This is a genomic window from Ectopseudomonas composti (assembly GCF_900115475.1).
GTDB lineage: Bacteria > Pseudomonadota > Gammaproteobacteria > Pseudomonadales > Pseudomonadaceae > Aquipseudomonas > Aquipseudomonas composti.
Genome location: NZ_FOWP01000010.1, coordinates 18,057 through 35,485, shown reverse-complemented (window position 1 = coordinate 35,485; position 17,429 = coordinate 18,057). Strand labels below are relative to the sequence as shown.

Annotated in this window: 14 protein-coding genes; 7 read left to right on the top strand and 7 right to left on the bottom strand. The window is 63.4% G+C overall.

What is annotated here, in order from left to right; all coding sequences use genetic code 11:
- The first annotated feature begins 9 nt into the window (after window positions 1-9).
- The gene (locus tag BM059_RS17465; protein WP_074940515.1) at window positions 10-861 is read left to right on the top strand and encodes an efflux RND transporter periplasmic adaptor subunit; all 852 of its coding nucleotides are present in this window, start codon (window positions 10-12) and stop codon (window positions 859-861) included.
- 280 nt (window positions 862-1,141) lie between these two features.
- On the opposite strand, the gene codA is transcribed toward BM059_RS17465, so the two are convergent.
- The 5 genes from codA to BM059_RS17440 all read right to left on the bottom strand — a co-directional run bounded on the left by codA (window position 1,142) and on the right by BM059_RS17440 (window position 6,506).
- Window positions 1,142-2,377: a cytosine deaminase gene (codA, locus tag BM059_RS17460; protein ID WP_074940513.1), complete on the bottom strand. Its 1,236-nt coding sequence runs from the start codon at window positions 2,375-2,377 to the stop codon at window positions 1,142-1,144.
- An 11-nt stretch (window positions 2,378-2,388) separates the two neighbouring features.
- A complete protein-coding gene (locus BM059_RS17455; protein WP_074940511.1) occupies window positions 2,389-3,612 on the bottom strand; it encodes a PucR family transcriptional regulator in 1,224 nt (407 codons plus the stop codon).
- Window positions 3,609-4,880 (bottom strand): cytosine permease, encoded by a 1,272-nt coding sequence (gene codB / locus BM059_RS17450; protein ID WP_074940509.1) that lies wholly within the window; start codon window positions 4,878-4,880, stop codon window positions 3,609-3,611. Before codB ends, BM059_RS17455 begins: the two co-directional genes overlap by 4 nt.
- Window positions 4,881-5,088: 208 nt before the next feature.
- Window positions 5,089-5,559, bottom strand: a complete 471-nt coding sequence (locus BM059_RS17445) for a MaoC family dehydratase (RefSeq protein WP_074940507.1) — start codon at window positions 5,557-5,559, stop codon at window positions 5,089-5,091.
- On the bottom strand, window positions 5,556-6,506 hold the full coding sequence (locus BM059_RS17440; RefSeq protein ID WP_074940506.1) for an alpha/beta hydrolase: 951 nt from the start codon (window positions 6,504-6,506) through the stop codon (window positions 5,556-5,558). The genes BM059_RS17445 and BM059_RS17440 overlap by 4 nt, the downstream gene beginning before the upstream one ends.
- Before the next feature lie 217 nt (window positions 6,507-6,723).
- Between BM059_RS17440 and fadD2 the strand changes: the two genes are divergently transcribed.
- The gene (gene fadD2 / locus BM059_RS17435; RefSeq protein WP_037005432.1) at window positions 6,724-8,412 is read left to right on the top strand and encodes a long-chain-fatty-acid--CoA ligase FadD2; all 1,689 of its coding nucleotides are present in this window, start codon (window positions 6,724-6,726) and stop codon (window positions 8,410-8,412) included.
- Window positions 8,413-8,801: 389 nt separating this feature from the next.
- Complete coding sequence (gene fadD1, locus BM059_RS17430; RefSeq protein ID WP_074940504.1) at window positions 8,802-10,490, top strand: long-chain-fatty-acid--CoA ligase FadD1; 1,689 nt, start codon at window positions 8,802-8,804, stop codon at window positions 10,488-10,490.
- Between the two features lie 55 nt (window positions 10,491-10,545).
- On the opposite strand, the gene BM059_RS17425 is transcribed toward fadD1, so the two are convergent.
- The gene (locus BM059_RS17425; RefSeq protein WP_037005429.1) at window positions 10,546-11,400 is read right to left on the bottom strand and encodes a LysR substrate-binding domain-containing protein; all 855 of its coding nucleotides are present in this window, start codon (window positions 11,398-11,400) and stop codon (window positions 10,546-10,548) included.
- A gap of 134 nt (window positions 11,401-11,534) precedes the next feature.
- Between BM059_RS17425 and BM059_RS17420 the strand changes: the two genes are divergently transcribed.
- From BM059_RS17420 to BM059_RS17405, 4 genes are read left to right on the top strand one after another with little or no spacing between them, the layout of a single operon-like run.
- The gene (locus BM059_RS17420) at window positions 11,535-12,593 is read left to right on the top strand and encodes an agmatine deiminase family protein (RefSeq protein ID WP_074940501.1); all 1,059 of its coding nucleotides are present in this window, start codon (window positions 11,535-11,537) and stop codon (window positions 12,591-12,593) included.
- The gene (gene aguB / locus BM059_RS17415) at window positions 12,590-13,498 is read left to right on the top strand and encodes an N-carbamoylputrescine amidase (protein WP_074940498.1); all 909 of its coding nucleotides are present in this window, start codon (window positions 12,590-12,592) and stop codon (window positions 13,496-13,498) included. The genes BM059_RS17420 and aguB overlap by 4 nt, the downstream gene beginning before the upstream one ends.
- Window positions 13,499-13,500: 2 nt before the next feature.
- Window positions 13,501-14,592, top strand: a complete 1,092-nt coding sequence (locus BM059_RS17410; RefSeq protein ID WP_074940495.1) for an extracellular solute-binding protein — start codon at window positions 13,501-13,503, stop codon at window positions 14,590-14,592.
- 28 nt (window positions 14,593-14,620) lie between these two features.
- On the top strand, window positions 14,621-15,745 hold the full coding sequence (locus BM059_RS17405) for an agmatine deiminase family protein (RefSeq protein WP_074940492.1): 1,125 nt from the start codon (window positions 14,621-14,623) through the stop codon (window positions 15,743-15,745).
- A gap of 105 nt (window positions 15,746-15,850) precedes the next feature.
- On the opposite strand, the gene pdxR is transcribed toward BM059_RS17405, so the two are convergent.
- Window positions 15,851-17,335 carry a MocR-like pyridoxine biosynthesis transcription factor PdxR gene (gene pdxR / locus BM059_RS17400; protein WP_074940489.1) on the bottom strand — a complete coding sequence of 495 codons (1,485 nt, stop codon included), beginning with the start codon at window positions 17,333-17,335 and terminating at the stop codon, window positions 15,851-15,853.
- Window positions 17,336-17,429: the final 94 nt, after the last annotated feature.

Below are 17,429 nucleotides of genomic sequence, written 5' to 3'. Positions count from 1 at the left end.
AGAGAAAGCATGCGTTCGACCATCCGCGTCGGCATCACCCTGGCCATGGTGGTGGCGGCGATCTTCGCCGGTTCCTGGATCTGGCAGCACTACATGTATTCGCCCTGGACGCGCGACGCCCGCGTGCGCGCCGACGTGGTGACCATCGCCCCGGACGTGTCCGGCTGGGTGGTCGAACTCAAGGTGCGCGACAACCAGCAGGTCAAGGCGGGCGATCTGCTGATGAGCATCGACCGTGACCGCTATCAGGCGGCGGTAGAGAAAGCCAAGGCGGTGGTGGATATTCGTCGTCAGCAATTGAGCCTGCGTGAACACGAGGCATCGCGCCGTTCCCGCCTGGGCGCCCAGGCGATCAGTGCCGAGTTGCTGGAGAACGCGCAGATCAACGCCGAGATGGCGCGTAGCGAATACCGCGAAGCGCAGGCGGACCTGCGTGTGGCCGAGCTGAATCTGGCACGTAGCGAAGTGCACGCCCCGCGCGATGGGCAGATCACCAACCTGGTGCTGGCTCAGGGTAACTACGTGAATGCCGGGCAGGCGGTGATGGCGTTGGTCGATACCAACTCCTTCTACGTGCAGGCGTATTTCGAGGAGACCAAGCTGCCGCGCATTCAGGTCGCCGCGCCGGTCGAGGTCTGGCTGATGGGCGGTGATCAGCAGATTCGTGGCGAGGTGGAGAGCATCAGTCGCGGTATCACCGACCGCAATGCCAGCCCGGACGGGCAGTTGCTGGCCGATGTCGAGCCGACCTTCAACTGGGTGCGCCTGGCGCAGCGCATTCCGGTGCGCATCAGGCTCGATGAAGTGCCCGAGGGCATGGTGCTAAGCGCCGGCATGACCGCCAGCGTGCGGGTGGAGTAGGGCGGTTTAGCAATTGTAGGAGCGGCTTCAGCTGCGAGCTCTTCAAGGGTAATCGCGGCTGAAGCCGCTCCCACGGTCGCTGTTCGCATGAGGATTATCGTGTCTGCTCTTCTGTCGTTTATGGGGCTTTTGATCGCTCCCACGCTCCGCGTGGAAGCACAGTCTAGGACGCTCTGCGTCCGCTGCGGTTCAGGCTGCGTCTAGCATCGCCAAGAGGGACGCGGAGCGTCCCAGGTGCAGGTGCCCACGCAGAGCGTGGGTACCATCAACACACATTGTGTCAGCCGCGCTCGATCTGCGCCGGCGTGCGGCGCATCAGCACCTTGCCATGGCGTACCGACACCAGCGCGTGCCCCTGGCTGCGCACCATCTCGTAATCGTCCGGCGCCGAGAGGATCAGCAGGTTGGCCGGGCGACCTACTTCCAGGCCATAACGGTCACCCAGGTTCAGCGCGCGCGCCGAGTTGTCGGTGATCAGGTCCAGGCTGCGCTTGATGTCTTCATAGCCGAGCATATGACAGATGTGCAGGCCGGCTTCGAGGATGCGCAGGATGTTGCCGTTGCCCAGCGGGTACCAGGGATCGACGATCGAGTCCTGGCCGAAGCAGACGTTCATTCCGGCGCGGTCGATCTCCGCCACGCGGGTCAGGCCACGGCGTTTCGGGTAGGTGTCGAAGCGGCCCTGAAGGTGAATGCTCTCGGTGGGGCAGGAAATAAAGCTGATGCCACTCATCTTCAGCAGGCGGAACAGCTTGGAGCAGTAGGCGTTGTCGTAGGAGCCCATGGCCGTGGTGTGGCTGGCGGTGACCCGCGCGCCCATACCGCGCACGCGGGCTTCCTCGGCCAGCACTTCGAGAAAGCGCGATTGTGGGTCGTCGGTTTCGTCGCAGTGCACGTCCACCAGGCAGCCTGTGCGTTCGGCCAGGTCCATGAGGAACTTGATCGACGACACACCCTGGTCACGGGTGTTCTCGAAATGCGGGATGCCACCGACCACGTCGGCGCCCAACTCGATGGCTTGCTCCATCAGCGCGCGACCATTGGCGTAGGACTCGATGCCCTCCTGCGGGAAGGCGACGATCTGCAGGTCTATCAGGTGGCGGGTTTCCTCGCGTACCTCGATCATCGCCTTGAGCGCCGCCAGGGTCGGGTCAGTGACGTCGACGTGGGTGCGCACGTGCTGGATGCCGTGGTCGACCAGCATGTCGATGGTCTTCTTGGCGCGGGTCTTGGTGTCTTCATGGGTGACCAGTGCCTTGCGCTCGGCCCAGCGTTCGATGCCCTCGAACAGGGTACCGCTCATGTTCCAGGCCGGTTCGCCGGCGGTCAGCGTGGCGTCGAGGTGGATGTGCGGCTCGACGAAAGGCGGCACCACCAGGTTGCCGGCAGCGTCCAGGTCGCCCTCGGCGATGGGATGCAGGGCGTGCTGGGCGTCGATGGCAGCGATGCTTTCACCGTCCAGTGTGATGCGGTGCAGGCCGTCGCGGCCGCGCAGGCGGGCGTTGTGGATAATCATCAGGGTTCCTCTCAGGCAGGCGACGACAGGCGCCGGATCAACAGCGCAACGCTGATGTTCAGGCGGTCGTGCGGATCGTCGAACGAGCAGCCGGTCAGCACTTCGATGCGCTGTAGACGGTAGCTCAGGGTGTTGCGATGGACGTTGAGGCGTTGCGCGGCCAGGGCCAGGTTGCCGTTCTCGGCGAACCAGGCTTCCAGCGTCGGCATCAGCACGGGTTGGTGGCGCGAGTCGTCGCCGATCAGCGGGCCGAGCACGCGCTCGACGAAGCGATCGAGCAGGCTGCGGTCGCGGATCGCGCCGAGCAGTTCCAGCACGCCCAGCTCATTGAAACTGCACAGGCCCAGGCGCTCGGGAAAGCGCTGCGCCACGGCCAGGGCTTGGCGCGCCTCACCCAGGCCCTGAGCGAAACGCGGCGCCTCACAGCCGGCGCTGCCCAGGCCGAGGAACAGGCGCAGCGGGCCGAGCTGCGGGCGCAGTTCGTCGAGCAGTGCGGTCATGGCCTGGCGGTTGCGCGCTTCGGCTTGGGTATCGGGGCAGGGCAGCAGGGCGATCCAGTGACGACCCTGGCTGACCAGCGGCAGCGCGTCACCGAGTTCGCCGAGGCTCTGCTCCAGGCGCCGTTGCAGCAATTGCTGACGGCTCTGCAGCTGGCGCTCGGCGTCTTCGTCCGGCAGATCACCGAACAGTTGCTCGCTGCCGTCGAGGCGCAGTAGTGCCACCTGGCGCGGCACATGCAGGGCCAGGCCGAGGCTGTCGCCGCGCTGCAGCAATACATCGAGCGATTGGTAATCGCCGTCGAGCACCTGTTCCAGCACGTGCTGGCGTGAGCGGCCGAGTTGCTGTGCGTGAACCAGTGCGGTGCCGATGGCCTGGGTGACCACCACCATCTTCAGCGCGTAGGGCTGCTCGATCAGCGGCAGGTTCAGGCGTTCGGCTTCTGCGATGACGCTGGGCGGGATGGCCTGGATGAACTCGGCGCCGGTGAGGATGACCATGCCGGCGACGACGCGTTCATGGCCCTCGCGCACCAGGCGCAGCAGGTTCGCTTCGTCGCGCGGATGGTTGATGCCGGTGACGAAGATCAGCTCGCCGCCCATCACCCAGTCGGCGATGCCTTCGTTCTCGGCCACGTAGGGCCAGCGCACGGCATTGTCGCGCCCGGCCTGGCCGGCACGCAGCTGCATGCTGGCCAGGTCGGGCAGGGCGAGTACGTCGGCGACGGTCAGGCTCACGCGCCGGCGACCTGCTGGCGGCCGGCCAGGGCTTTATTCAGTTCGAACAGCACGACGTAGGCCACAGCGGCCACGGCGATGCCCACCAGCGGGGCGACCCAGGGCGAGAAGTAGGCGCTCAGTGCACCGATCAGGTAGGCGCCCAGGCCGACCCAGTTGAACGCCGGTAGGCGCGCATCGGCCAGTTTCGGGTAGCGCGCGCGATGGCCGTAGAAGTAGTCAGCCATGATCACGCCGCCAATCGGCGGGATGATCGAGCCGAGCAGAATCAGGAAGGGAATCAGCATCTCGTACATGCCGCCGATGGCCAGCAGCGTACCGATGGCCGCGCCGGCCAGGGTGACGGTCTTGCGCTTGCCGGTGCGCAGCAGGTTGCAGCCGGCGGCGGCGAAGTTGTAGATGGTGTTGTCCTGGGTGGTCCACAGATTGAGAAACAGCATGACCACAGCGGCCATGGACAGGCCCTGCAGCACCAGCACTTCGACCACGTCCGGTTGCTGATAGACGATGGCGCCATAGGCACCGGCGACGATCATCAGGCCATTGCCGATGAAGAAGCCGAACAGGCTGGCCAGCACCGCGACGCGGCCGCTCTTGGCGAAACGCGTCCAGTTGGTGGCCTGGGTGGCGCCGCTGACGAAGGTGCCGAACACCAGGGTGATGGCCACGCTCAGGCTCATGCTCTCCTTGGGTTCCACTGCCAGCAGGCCTGCGAGGCCGCCGATATCACGCGTGGCGATCCACAACGATGCCACCAGCAGCACCAGCATGGCCGGTACGGCGACGCGCGAGAGCAGGTCCAGGCCCTTGTAGCCGACGAAGGCGGTGAGGCAGAAACCGAAGCCGAACAGCACCATCAGCGGGATGGTCAGGTTTTCGGGCAGGCCGAGAATCTTCACCAGGACGATGGCGATGGTCGCCGTACCCCAGGCGTACCAGCCGATCTGGGTGAAACCCAGGAGCATGTCGGACAGCTTGCTGCCCACTTCGCCGAAGCAGAAACGGCCCATCAGCACCGAGTTCAGCCCGCTGCGACAGGCGATCAGACCCAGCACGGCGGCGTATAGGCCGAGCAGCAGGTTACCGATCACCGCGGCCCAAAGCAGGGTGGTGAAGTCGAAAGCCATGCCGATCTTGCCGCCGGCGAACATGGTGGCGGTGAAGAAGGTGAAACCGAACAGCAGGATGGCGGTGGAGAACAGCCCCTTGCGTGCGCCGTTGGGCACCTCGCTCAGGGGGTAATCGCTATCGGGGGTGACGTTGCTCATGGACCTGGCTCCGGTAAGGGGGTGAAGCCTTGGCGATAGCAGGGTACGTGCCAGAGTCAGCGCAGCAGGTGGCTTGGCAAGGAGGTCAAAGGGGTTTGTGCTAAGTGCACAAAGAAATGCACTTATGCAGTGCCAGGTCGCTCAAGGTTTGTGAGTGTAGAACAAAAGTGGTGCGCGACGCTGCGGTCGCGCACCAGCTTGCAGCGCATCAGTTGACGGTGACTTGCGGCATTGGCGGCATGGTCACGGTCTGTTCGGTGCTCGGGGCGAGCACTTCGGCTTCACCGTCGACCACTTGCTTGCCGTCCTGGTTGAACACGCGGGTGGCGATGCGCACGCGGTTCTTCGGCAGCTTTTCCAGCACTTCCAGCTTCACGGTCAGGGTGTCGCCGAGTTTCACCGGGCGGGTGAACTTGAGCTGTTGGCCGAGGTAGATGGTGCCTGGGCCCGGCAGGCGGCAGGCAATGGCGGCGCTGATCAGCGCGCCGGTGAACATGCCGTGGGCGATACGCTCCTTGAACAGGGTCTCGGCAGCGAAGGCGGCGTCCAGGTGCACTGGATTGTTGTCACCGGACACGGCGGCGAACAGCTGTACGTCGCGCTCTTCGACGGTTTTCTCAAAGGCCGCTTGCTGGCCGATGCTGAGGGCTTCGTAGGGAATATTGGTGACCTGACTCATGAGATCTCCTTGATGGGGTGTCGACTGTGGTTCAGCGCCTGCTGCAACCAGTCGATCAAGTGGGCGGTGACCTCGTCGCGATTGCTTTCGTTGAGCAGCTCGTGACGGGCCTCGGGATAAAGTTTCAGTTGCACGTCGCGCACGCCGGCCTCACGCAGTGCGCCAGCCAGGTCCTTCAGACGTTTGCCTTCGCTGATGGGGTCGCTGTCGCCACCGATCACCAGCAGCGGCAGGTCGGCATCGATCTGCGCCAGATTCTGTGCCGGGGTGATCTGCTGCAGGCCTTCGAACAGGTCACACCACAACTGCGTGGTGCAGACGAAACCGCACAGGGGATCGGTCACGTACTTGTCCACTTCCAGCGGGTCACGGCTGAGCCAGTCGAAGGCGGTGCGGTTGGGCTTGAACGCCTTGTTGAACGAGCCGAAGGAGAGAAAGTCGATGACCTTGCTGCGGCCCTTCGGCCCCAGGCGCCAACGCTCGAAGCCGGCGATCAGCCTGGCTGCCTTGTACAGCGCCACCGGCTGGTAGTTGGAGCCCGAGAGCACGGCGCCCTGCAAACTGCAGCTATGGCCCATCAGGTAGGCCATGCCGATGTAGCTGCCCATGCTGTGGCCGAGCAGGAAGATCGGCGTCTGCGGGTGCTGCTGGCGAATGTGATGATTGAGGGTCGAGAGGTCACCCACTACCTTGCTCCAACCCCCCTCATCAGCGTAGTGACCCAGGGTGCCGCGTTCGGCGGTGGCGCCATGGCCACGCTGATCCAGCGCGTAGAGCGCAAAGCCCGCCGCGATCAGGGCTTCGGCCAGGCGCGCGTAGCGCAGGCTGTGTTCGGCCATGCCGTGAGAGAGCATGACCATAGCCCGTGGCGGCGCTTCGCCGTACCAGTGGTTGACGTGCAGCGGCAGGCCGTCGCTGGCATTGAGAACGAAGGTGTCGTGGCGCATGGCGAATCCTTGTGCCGGAAGTTGGCGGCATTGTGCACCTTGGCCGTTAACAGGCATAGCACCCCCGTTTTCTTCGAAGTGGTAAAGATCGGTTACGAATCCCCGCATTTATTGCGAAATTCAGCCCATCAATGACGCCTTCGAGCTATTTGCGGCTCGGCTCTAAGCTGCTACTTTCCGGGCAGTCAGATCACTTCAGGGGAAGAGGACAAGAACAATGCAACCTGATTTCTGGAACGATAAACGCGCCCCTGGCGTGCCCAACGATATCGACCTGTCCAGCTACAAGTCGGTGATCGAAGTCTTCGAACGCTCGTGCAAGCGCTTTGCCGACCGTCCGGCCTTCAGCAATCTTGGCGTCACGCTGACCTATGCAGAGCTGGATCGTCTCTCCGCGGCCTTCGCCGCCTACCTGCAAAAGCAAACCGACCTCAAGCCGGGCGACCGTATCGCGGTGCAGATGCCCAACGTGCTGCAGTACCCGATCGCCGTGTTCGGCGCCATGCGCGCCGGGCTCATCGTGGTCAACACCAACCCGCTGTATACCGCCCGCGAGATGCGCCATCAGTTCAAGGATGCTGGTGTGCGCGCGCTGGTGTACCTGAACATGTTCGGCAAGCTGGTGCAGGAGGTGCTGCCCGATACCGAGATCGAATACCTGATCGAAGCCAAGATGGGTGACCTGCTGCCGAGCCTCAAGGGCTGGCTGGTTAACACCGTGGTGAAGAAGGTCAAGAAGATGGTGCCCGACTACCATCTGCCGCAGGCCATCCCCTTCAAACAGGTGCTCAAGCAGGGGCAGGGCCAGGCGCTGGCGCCGGCCAAGGCCAGCCATGACGACATCGCCGTGCTGCAATACACCGGCGGTACCACCGGCGTGGCCAAGGGCGCGATGCTGACCCACGGCAACCTGGTGGCCAACATGCTGCAGGTCGACGCCTGCCTGTCGCAGCTCGGCCCGGATGGCACGCCGCTGATGAAGCAGGGTCAGGAGATCATGATCGCGCCGCTGCCGCTGTACCACATCTATGCCTTCACCGCGAACTGCATGTGCATGATGGTCAACGGCAACCACAACGTGCTGATCACCAACCCGCGCGATATCCCCGGTTTCGTCAAGGAGCTGGGCAAGTGGAAGTTCTCCGCGTTGCTGGGGCTGAACACTTTGTTCGTTGCGCTGATGGATCACCCCGAGTTCAGGAACTTGGATTTCTCTCACCTCAAGGTCACCAACTCCGGTGGTACCGCACTGGTCAAGGCTACCGCCGAGCGCTGGCAGCAGATGACCGGCTGCACCGTGGTGGAAGGCTACGGTCTGACCGAGACATCGCCAGTGGCCAGCACCAACCCATACGGCGACAAGGCACGCCTGGGTACGGTCGGCATTCCGGTGCCGGGCACGGCGTTCAAGGTGATCGATGACGACGGTAATCAACTGCCGACGGGCGAGCGCGGCGAACTGTGCATCAAGGGTCCGCAGGTAATGAAAGGCTACTGGCAGCGCGAGGAAGCCACCGCCGAGGTGCTCGATGCCGAAGGCTGGTTCAAGACCGGCGACATCGCCGTGATCGACCCGGATGGTTTCGTGCGTATCGTTGACCGCAAGAAGGACATGATCATCGTCTCGGGTTTCAACGTGTATCCCAACGAGATCGAAGATGTGGTCATGGCGCATCCGAAAGTTGCCAGCTGCGCGGCCATCGGCGTGCCGGACGAGAAGTCCGGGGAGGCGGTCAAACTGTTCGTGGTGCCGCGTGACGGCGGTGTTACCGCGGAAGAGCTCAAGGCCTACTGCAAGGAAAACTTCACCGGCTACAAGGTGCCCAAGCACATCGTGTTCAAGGATTCGCTACCGATGACTCCGGTTGGCAAGATCCTGCGTCGCGAGCTGCGCGACATCGCCTGACCCGAAGCCCCTCCCCATTGCCGGGGAGGGGCTTTCCCGCCTGCGCTGCCATCGGGCAGTCCAATTGTTGTGATTTCGTAACCACCTTCACTCGTTTCGAGTGGTTCAGCACTGCACCGGTCATGGATTCGCGCTAGGCTCTATGCGCTGTGATGTGCGAGATAGAGGCTTTTCGTGCGTGCTGGCGGGCAAAGATCGCCTGTGACTAGATGGCTTTTTTTGGTCATTTTTTAGGCTGTTTGGCCGGTCGCTGGTGCTGGTGAGCCTCTGGCAAAGCTGCTACTCTCGGCGCGCTTCCGGGCCGTGGGCCAGCGGAAAAGCGAGCTATACACACAACAAACAACCGCCTCGCGCGGTGAAGATCAGCTGTTGCTTAGGAGTGGGCTTCCATGACCGAAAACTTCTGGAAGGACAAGTATCCCGTTGGGGTTGCTGCCGAAATCAATCCCGATCAGTACCCGAACATCCTCGCGGTACTGAAAGAGTCCTGCCAACGCTTCGCCGACAAGCCTGCTTTCAGCAACCTGGGCAAGACGCTCACCTACGGCGAGATCTACACGCTCTCCGGTGACTTCGCCGCCTACCTGCAGAAACACACCGATCTCAAGCCCGGCGACCGCATCGCCGTGCAACTGCCCAACGTGTTGCAATACCCTGTCGTGGTCTTCGGTGCCATGCGCGCCGGCCTGGTGGTGGTCAACACCAACCCGCTGTACACCGCGCGGGAAATGGAGCATCAGTTCAACGACTCCGGCGCCAAGGCGCTGATCTGCCTGGCCAACATGGCCCACCTGGCCGAGCAGGTCGTGCCCAAGACCGGCGTCAAAACCGTGATCGTCACCGAAGTTGGCGACATGCTGCCGACTTTCAAGCGTCTGCTGGTCAATGCCGTGATCAAGCACGTGAAGAAAATGGTGCCGGCCTACAACCTGCCGCAGGCGGTCAAGCTCAACGACGCCCTGGCCAAGGGCCGCGGCCAGAGCTTCAGCGAAGCCAGCCCGAGCAATGGCGATGTCGCCGTGCTGCAGTACACCGGCGGCACCACTGGCGTGGCCAAGGGTGCCATGCTCACCCATCGCAACCTGGTAGCCAACATGCTGCAGGTCAAGGAACTGATGGGCGCCAACCTCAATGAAGGTTGCGAGGTGCTGATCGCGCCACTGCCGCTGTACCACATCTACGCCTTCACCTTTCACTGCATGGCGATGATGCTGATTGGCGGCCACAACATCCTGCTGACCAACCCGCGCGACCTGTCTGCGGTGGTCAAGGACCTGGCCAAGTATCGTTTCACCGGCTTCGTCGGCCTCAACACCTTGTTCGTTGCCCTGTGCAACAACGAGGACTTCCGCAAGCTGGACTTCTCCAGCCTGAAACTCACCGTCTCTGGTGGCATGGCCCTGCAACTGGCCACTGCCGAGCGCTGGAAGGAAGTCACCGGCTGTGCCATCTGCGAAGGGTTCGGCATGACCGAGACCAGCCCGGTGGCCACGGTCAACCCGTTCAGCGCCATCCAACTCGGCACCATTGGCATTCCGGTGCCCTCGACCCTGTGCCGCATCATCAACGACGACGGCCAGGAGCTGGCCATTGGCGAGATCGGCGAGCTGTGCGTGAAAGGCCCGCAGGTGATGAAGGGCTACTGGCAGCGCCAGGAAGCCACCGACGAAATCCTCGACGCCGACGGCTGGTTGAAGACCGGTGATATCGGCCTGATCCAGGAAGACGGCTACCTGCGCATCGTCGACCGCAAGAAAGACATGATTCTGGTGTCCGGCTTCAACGTTTACCCGAACGAACTGGAAGACGTGCTGGCGACCCTGCCGGGCGTGCTGCAGTGTGCCGCCATCGGTATTCCGGACGAGAAATCCGGCGAAGCGATCAAGGTGTTCGTGGTGGTCAAGCCGGGCGAGAGCCTGACCAAGGAGCAGGTGATGGAGCACATGCGCGCCAACCTCACCGGCTACAAAGTGCCCAGGGCCGTCGAGTTCCGCGACGTGCTGCCGACCACCAACGTCGGCAAGATCCTGCGCCGCGAACTGCGCGACGAAGAGCTGAAGAAGCTGGGCAAGAAGTGATTCGAGCCAGTTGATGAAAACGCCACCCTCGGGTGGCGTTTTCGTTTCTGCGCCGTCAGGTCAGGCGCTGCTCCAGCCAACGGCAGAAACTCTGCGCCAACGGGTCGTGCTCGCTGTCGCGGTGCACCAGCCAGGCCCAGCGAGGGCCGCGGACCTGGCGTGCACTCAGCGGCGTCAGTTGCTCCTGGCTGCGCAGGTCGCTGGCCAGCAGTTCGCTGACCAGGGCGATGCCCAGGCCCTGGCTGGCGGCGTCCAGCAGCAACCCGGGGTCGGAGAAATTCAGCCCCTGGTTGCGCTGGCCGATGTCTTCGCCGCCCTGTACCTGCCAGTGGCTCCAGTCCATTTCTCGCTCGCCATGCAGGGTGGTGCGCTCGCTTGCAGGTGCTGCCAGCAGTCGCGGGTGGCAGGCGGGGTAGAGGCGATCTTCCAGCAGGACGCGAAAACTGCACTCGGCCTGGGCGCTGAGGTCATCGCGCACGGCGATATCGATGGTCTGGGTGGTCATGTCCGGTACTTCGTCGCTGGTGAACAGCCACAGATCCACCTCGGGGTGCAGGCGGTGAAACTCGCCCAGGCGCGGCACCAACCAGTGCCTGGCAAAGGCCGGCGTGCTGTTGACCACCAACTGATTGGGCTTGCGGTACTGCTCCAGGCGGCGGATGCCCACGGCCAGCTGCTGCAGCAGCGATTGCGTGGTGCTGAGCAGGTCGAAGCCGGCATCGGTCAGCGCCACGCTGCGCCCTGTGCGGAAGAACAGCGGCTGTTCGAGGAAGCTTTCCAGGCTACGGATCTGCTGGCTGATCGCCGATTGGGTGAGGTGCAGTTCCTCAGCGGCCTTGTGGAAGCTGCCCAGGCGGGCGGCGGCTTCGAAGCCGCGCAGGGCGTTCAGGGGAGGCCAGTGCTTGAGCATGATTGATAAGCCTATCTAATCAGATTTGCGGAAAATCTATCGTTTGTTGCGCCATTTTTACAGGCCTAGCATGCAAGTCATTACCGCATGGGCGGTTTTCAGTGATCACAAAGGCTTAACTGAAAGGCACTTGTATGCAACAGCACACAGCAACTTCGAATGCTTGGTTCATGCCCGCCGAATGGGTTCCTCACGCCGCTACCTGGATGGTCTGGCCGCACAATCAGGCACTGTGGGAGTCCGCTTGGGGCGTGACCCTGGCCGACGTACAACTCGACTTTGCGCGAGTGGCCAATACCATCGCGCGTTTCGAGCCAGTGAAGATGGTGGTCGATCCCTCGGCTACGTACCGCGCCCGTGAGTTGTGCGGCGCCAATGTCGAGCTGATCGAACTGGCGGTGGACGACAGCTGGTGCCGCGACTCCGGACCGAGCTTCATCTGTCACCCGCAACTGGGGCTGGCCGGTGTCAGCTGGCGCTTCAATGCCTGGGGTGGCAAGTCCGAGCATGGGCTGGACGAGAGCCTGGCGCGGCGCATCCTCAATGGCCTCGGCCTGGATTGCTTCGGCACGCCACTCTCGAACGAAGGCGGCGCTATCCATGTGGACGGCGAGGGCACCCTGATCACCACCGAGTCGGTGTTGCTCAACCCCAATCGCAACCCCGGTATGAGCAAGAAGGAGATGGAGGACATCTTCGCTCGCCTGCTAGGCGTGAAGAAAACCATCTGGCTGCCGGGCGACCCGGACTATGTGACCGGCGATATGACCGACGGCCATGTCGATGGTGTCTGCGCATTCGCGCGGCCCGGCGCGCTGCTGGTCGATGCCACGCGTGACCAGGGTTCGGTGTACGCCGAAGTGGTACGCGAGAACCGCCGCGCGCTGCAGTTGGCCAGCGATGCCAAAGGGCGTCAGTTCGAGCTGCTGGAGTTGTTCGAAGCCACCGAGGCCGTGGACAGCGAAGCCGAGGTGTTCTGCGCCTCGTACACCAACTTCTACATCTGCAACGGCGCCATCATCATGCCGGCCTACGGCATCGCGGCCGACGAAGAGGCGGCCGCGACCCTGCGCCTGGCGTTCCTCGGTCGCGACGTAGTGCCGGTGCGCATCAATCAACTGGCCCACGGTGGCGGCGGTGTGCACTGTATCACCCAGCAGCAACCGGCCTGGCCGCAGGGGGCGAAACGATGAGCAAGCTGATCGTTGCCACCACCCAGTTCGCCTGCAGTTGGGATCTGCCGGCCAACCTTGATCGTGCCGAGCGCCTGGTGCGCGAAGCGGCGTCCCGGGGTGCGCGGTTGATCCTCCTGCAGGAGCTGTTTGCCACGCCGTACTTCTGCATCGAGCAGGATCACAAGCACCTGGCGCTGGCCGAGGAATACGCCAGCAGCCCGCTGCTCAAGCGGTTCGCCGCCCTGGCCAGGGAGCTGGGCGTGGTGCTGCCGCTGTCCTGGTTTGAGCGAGCCGGCAACGCTTACTTCAACTCCCTGGCGGTAGCCGATGCCGATGGTCGCCTGCTGGACGTCTACCGCAAGACCCATATCCCCAACGCCATCGGCTACCAGGAGAAGGAGTACTTCAGCCCCGGCGATACCGGCTTCCGTGTCTGGGACACCGCCGTGGGGCGCATCGGCGTGGGTATCTGCTGGGATCAGTGGTTTCCCGAGACCGCGCGCTGCCTGGCGCTGCTGGGCGCCGAGGTGCTGCTCTATCCAACGGCCATCGGTTCCGAGCCTGGCGCAGCGTCACTCGACTCGCGTGACCACTGGCAACTGACTCAACGCGGCCACGCAGCGGCGAATATCGTCCCAGTACTCGCCGCCAACCGTATCGGTCGTGAGGTGGCGACCACCGATCCGGCCTTGCAGATGAGCTTCTACGGCTCGTCGTTCATCACCGATCACAAGGGCAAGTTGCTGGCCGAGGCGGATCGTGATGACAGCGGCGTATGGTTGGCCGAACTGGACCTCGTGGCGATGCGCGAAGAGCGCCTGACCTGGGGCATCTACCGCGACCGTCGCCCGGAAATGTACGGGCCGCTGCTGGGCCTCGATGGCCGCCAAACCCATAGCCACTGGAACCCGCGAGGAGTCTGAAGATGAAGATCAGAAGCGCGTTGCTCATCAGCACTCTGCTGCTCTGCAGCATCCAGGCCCAGGCGGCCGAGAAGGTGTTGCGTCTGTACAACTGGGCCGACTACTTCGCCGAAGACACGTTGGCCAACTTCACCAAAGAGACCGGCATCCGGGTGATCTACGACGTCATGGAGGGCAGCGAGACGCTGGAGGCCAAGATGATGGCCGGCAGCAGCGGCTATGACCTGATCTTTCCCGGTGACACCGTGGCCGAGCGGCTGATGCGCGCGGGAGCCCTGCAGAAGCTCGATTCGAGCAAACTCGAGCACTTGGCCGACATCGAGCCGGGGCTGCTCGCACTGCAAACCCAATACCCCTATTCGCGGCATGCAACGGTGCCCTACACCTGGGGCAGCATCGGCATCACCTACAACGCGGCGATGATCGACAAGCGCATGAGCGATGCGCCGGTCAACAGCCTGGATCTGCTGTTCAAGCCGGAGAACGCCGCGAAGTTCGCCGACTGTGGCATCTCCATGATCGACTCGCCGGACGAAGTCATGGCCGTGGTGCTCAACTACCTCGGTCGCTCGCCTCGCAGCGCCAAGCCGGATGACCTGAAAGCTGCCACCGAGCTGCTGCTGGCGATCAAACCCTACATTCGCAAATTCCAGTCGCAGCCGGTCACCGATCTGGTCAACGGCAACCTGTGCCTGTCGCTCGGCTACAGCGGCGACGTCACCCAGGCGCAGCGTGCCGCTAGCGGAGCCGGCAGCGTCGTGGACTTTCGCTTCCACGTCCCGCGCGAGGGCACCACGGTGTGGATGGACACCATGGCCATCCCCGTGGATGCCCGCCACCCGGAGTACGCCTACGCGTTCATCAATTTCGTCATGCGCGCGGAAAACATGGCGGCGATCAGCAACTTCACCGGCTATCCCACCTCGAGTGCCAAGGCCCGGCCGATGGTCGCGGACGACATGCGCAACAACCCCGACATCTATGTCGACGAGGCCACCTATGCGCGGCTGATTCCCGGCAAGGACATCCCCCAACGTGACATGCGCGCACGGGTGCGTGCGTGGAATCACTTCAAGACAGCGCGCAGCCACTGAGCCGCCTCACTCGCAGGAGAGTACAACCATGTCGACCCGTCGAGACTTCATCAAGCAACTGACGGCTGCCGCCGGGCTGGGCGCTGTCGCTTCGCTGGGCCTTGGCCTGAACGCACAGCGCGCGCGTGCAGCCCTGGCCAGCAGTTGGTACATGCCGGACGAGCACGGCCCGCAGGAGCGCGTGTTCCTGGCCTTCGCCGCCTCCACGGCAATCTGGGAAGACTTCGCCGCGCCGGTCAACAATTGCATCGCCATGCTGGCCAAGACCATCGCCCGCTATCAGCCTGTGACCGTTCTGTGCCGCGCCAATCAACTGAGCCAGGCCCGAAGCAAATGCGGCACCAGCAATATCGACTTCCTGACGCTGCCGCTGGACGACGTCTGGGTGCGCGACTATGGCGGCTGTTTCGTGGTCGATGGCCAGGGCGGTATCGGCCTGGTCGACTTCAACTTCAATGGCTGGGGCGGCAAGCAGCGCGCCGGTAGCGACAGCAAAGTGGCCGATGCCCTGAGTTACGAGCTGGACGTCAACTACCTGGCCAGCCAACTGGTGGGCGAGGGCGGTGGCATCGAGGTAGATGGCCATGGCACGGCGATCATCACCGAGAGCTGCTGGGTCAACGGCAACCGCAATCCAGGCATGAGCCGTGGGCAGATCGAGGCCGAGCTGAAGGCCAATCTCGGCCTGCGCAAGATCATCTGGCTGCCCGGTATCAAGAACAAGGACATTACCGACGCACACGTCGATTTCTATGCGCGTTTCGTAAGACCGGGCGTGATCATCGCCAACCTCGACAACGACCCCAAGTCCTATGACTACGCGGTGACGCGCACGCACCTGGAGATTCTCAAAAACGCCACCGATGCCGATGGCCGCCGCCTGGCCGTGCATACCCTGCCGCCGCCCTTGAAGGTGCGCAGCAACGTATACACCCGCAACAACCCGGATTTCGCGCCGGGCTATATCAACTATCTGCCGATCAACGGCGCGGTGATCGCCCCGCAGTTCGGCGACGCTGCTGCCGACAAGTACTGCAAGGATCTGCTGACCCAACTCTATCCGGGGCGCACCGTGGTGCAGGTCAACATCGACCCGATTGCGGCAGGAGGTGGTGGTATTCACTGCGTGACCAAGAACATGCCGCGCACGTGAAGCTGGCTTGAGATTGAGTTGTCGCAGCTGAAGCGCGTCAGAGAAGGGCAAGAGGTAATCTGAGTCCCTGAGCTCTCGGAGCAGCTTGGGGGCGGGCTAGCTCATTTAGCGGCATAGGTCACGTAGCAGGTTGGCCAGCGTCTTCACTGCAGGTTCCAGCTCATGTGGTGCATGGGCGGCGAAGCCCATGAGGAAGCCGGACATGCGACGCTCGGTGGCGTGCAGGGCGCTCAGCCCGAGCAGGTCGATTCCGGCCTGTCGCGCGGCGGCCACCAGTTCGTCTTCGTCGATATCGCGGATGAACGTGCAGGGCATCTGCATGCCGCCGCCGGGTACCTGCGTTTCGACGAACTCACCGAGATGCTCACGCACCAGGCGCGCCAGCACATCGCGGCGTTCAGCATAGACGGCGCGCATGGTGCGAATGTGTGCGCCGAAGTGACCACCCTCGATGAAGCGGGCGAGGGTGAGCTGCGGTATCGGCGCGCTGTGCCCGTCGAGCAGCGTGCGGGCCACGGTCATCGGTGCGACTAGCACGGATGGCAGCACCATGTAGCCGATGCGCAGGCCGGGAAACAGCGACTTGGTGAAGGTGCCGATGTAGATCGTGCGTTCGTGGGGGTCGAGCCCCTGCACGCAGGCCGTCGGTTTGCCGGCGTAGTGGAATTCGCTGTCGTAGTCGTCTTCGATGATCCAGCCCTGCTGGCGCTGCGCCCACTCGATGATGGCAAGGCGGCGATCCAGCGCCAGCGTCGCGCCCGTCGGGAACTGGTGCGACGGGGTAAGGAACACCGCCCTGGCGGATTCGCCATCGTGGTTCAGTCGTTCCACCTGCATGCCGTGCTCATCCAGCGGCACCGGTACGCACTCAAGGCCAGCCGCCTCGAAGGCTTTGCGCGCGCCGTGGTAGGCCGGGTCTTCGATGAAGATGCGCTCACCGGCATCGAGCAGCACGGTGGCGCATAGCGTCAGCGCCTGCTGCGAGCTGGTGAGGATCAGTACGCGTTCTGCCGTGGCACTGGCGCCTCGTTCGAGGTTGATGTAATCGGCGATGGCGCGGCGCAGTGCCTCCACGCCTTGCGGTGGGCTGTGCAGTAGAGCGCTGTGGCCATGTTCCTTGAGTACCTGGCGCTGCAGGCGTTCCCAGGTCTGCAGGGGAAAGTTGCGAGTCTCCGGCACGCCGGGAGCGAATGGGCGTGGCATCAGAAAATCGCGCACACCACCGTTCGCGAACATGGCAGCGCCGCGTTGACTGAGACGTGGCTGTGCCTGGCGCGATGGCGTGCGCCTGGCCTTGCCACGCCCCGGTAGGCGCTGTGTACGTGGCGAGACGAAGCTGCCGCTGCCGACGCGGCGTTCGATGAAGCCTTCGGCATGCAACTGGCCGTACGCCGCTTCGACCGTATCGCGCGATACCTCCAGGGATTTGGCCAGGGCGCGTGATGCCGGCAATGGCTTGCCCACATCGAGCACGCCATCGAGGATCAACTGGCGAATCGCCCGCTGCACGCGCAAGTGCAGGGGCTGGCCGCCATGCGCCGGGTCGCCGATCCAGGCTTTGACGGATTCGAGCTGGGCATGTTTGAACAATTGGTCGGTGTCTCTTGGTGAAAGTGGTAGGATAAATCAGGCCATTCTAGGTCTATAACGGTGCCTCGCAAGCCTTCTCCCCAGTCTTTCAGGA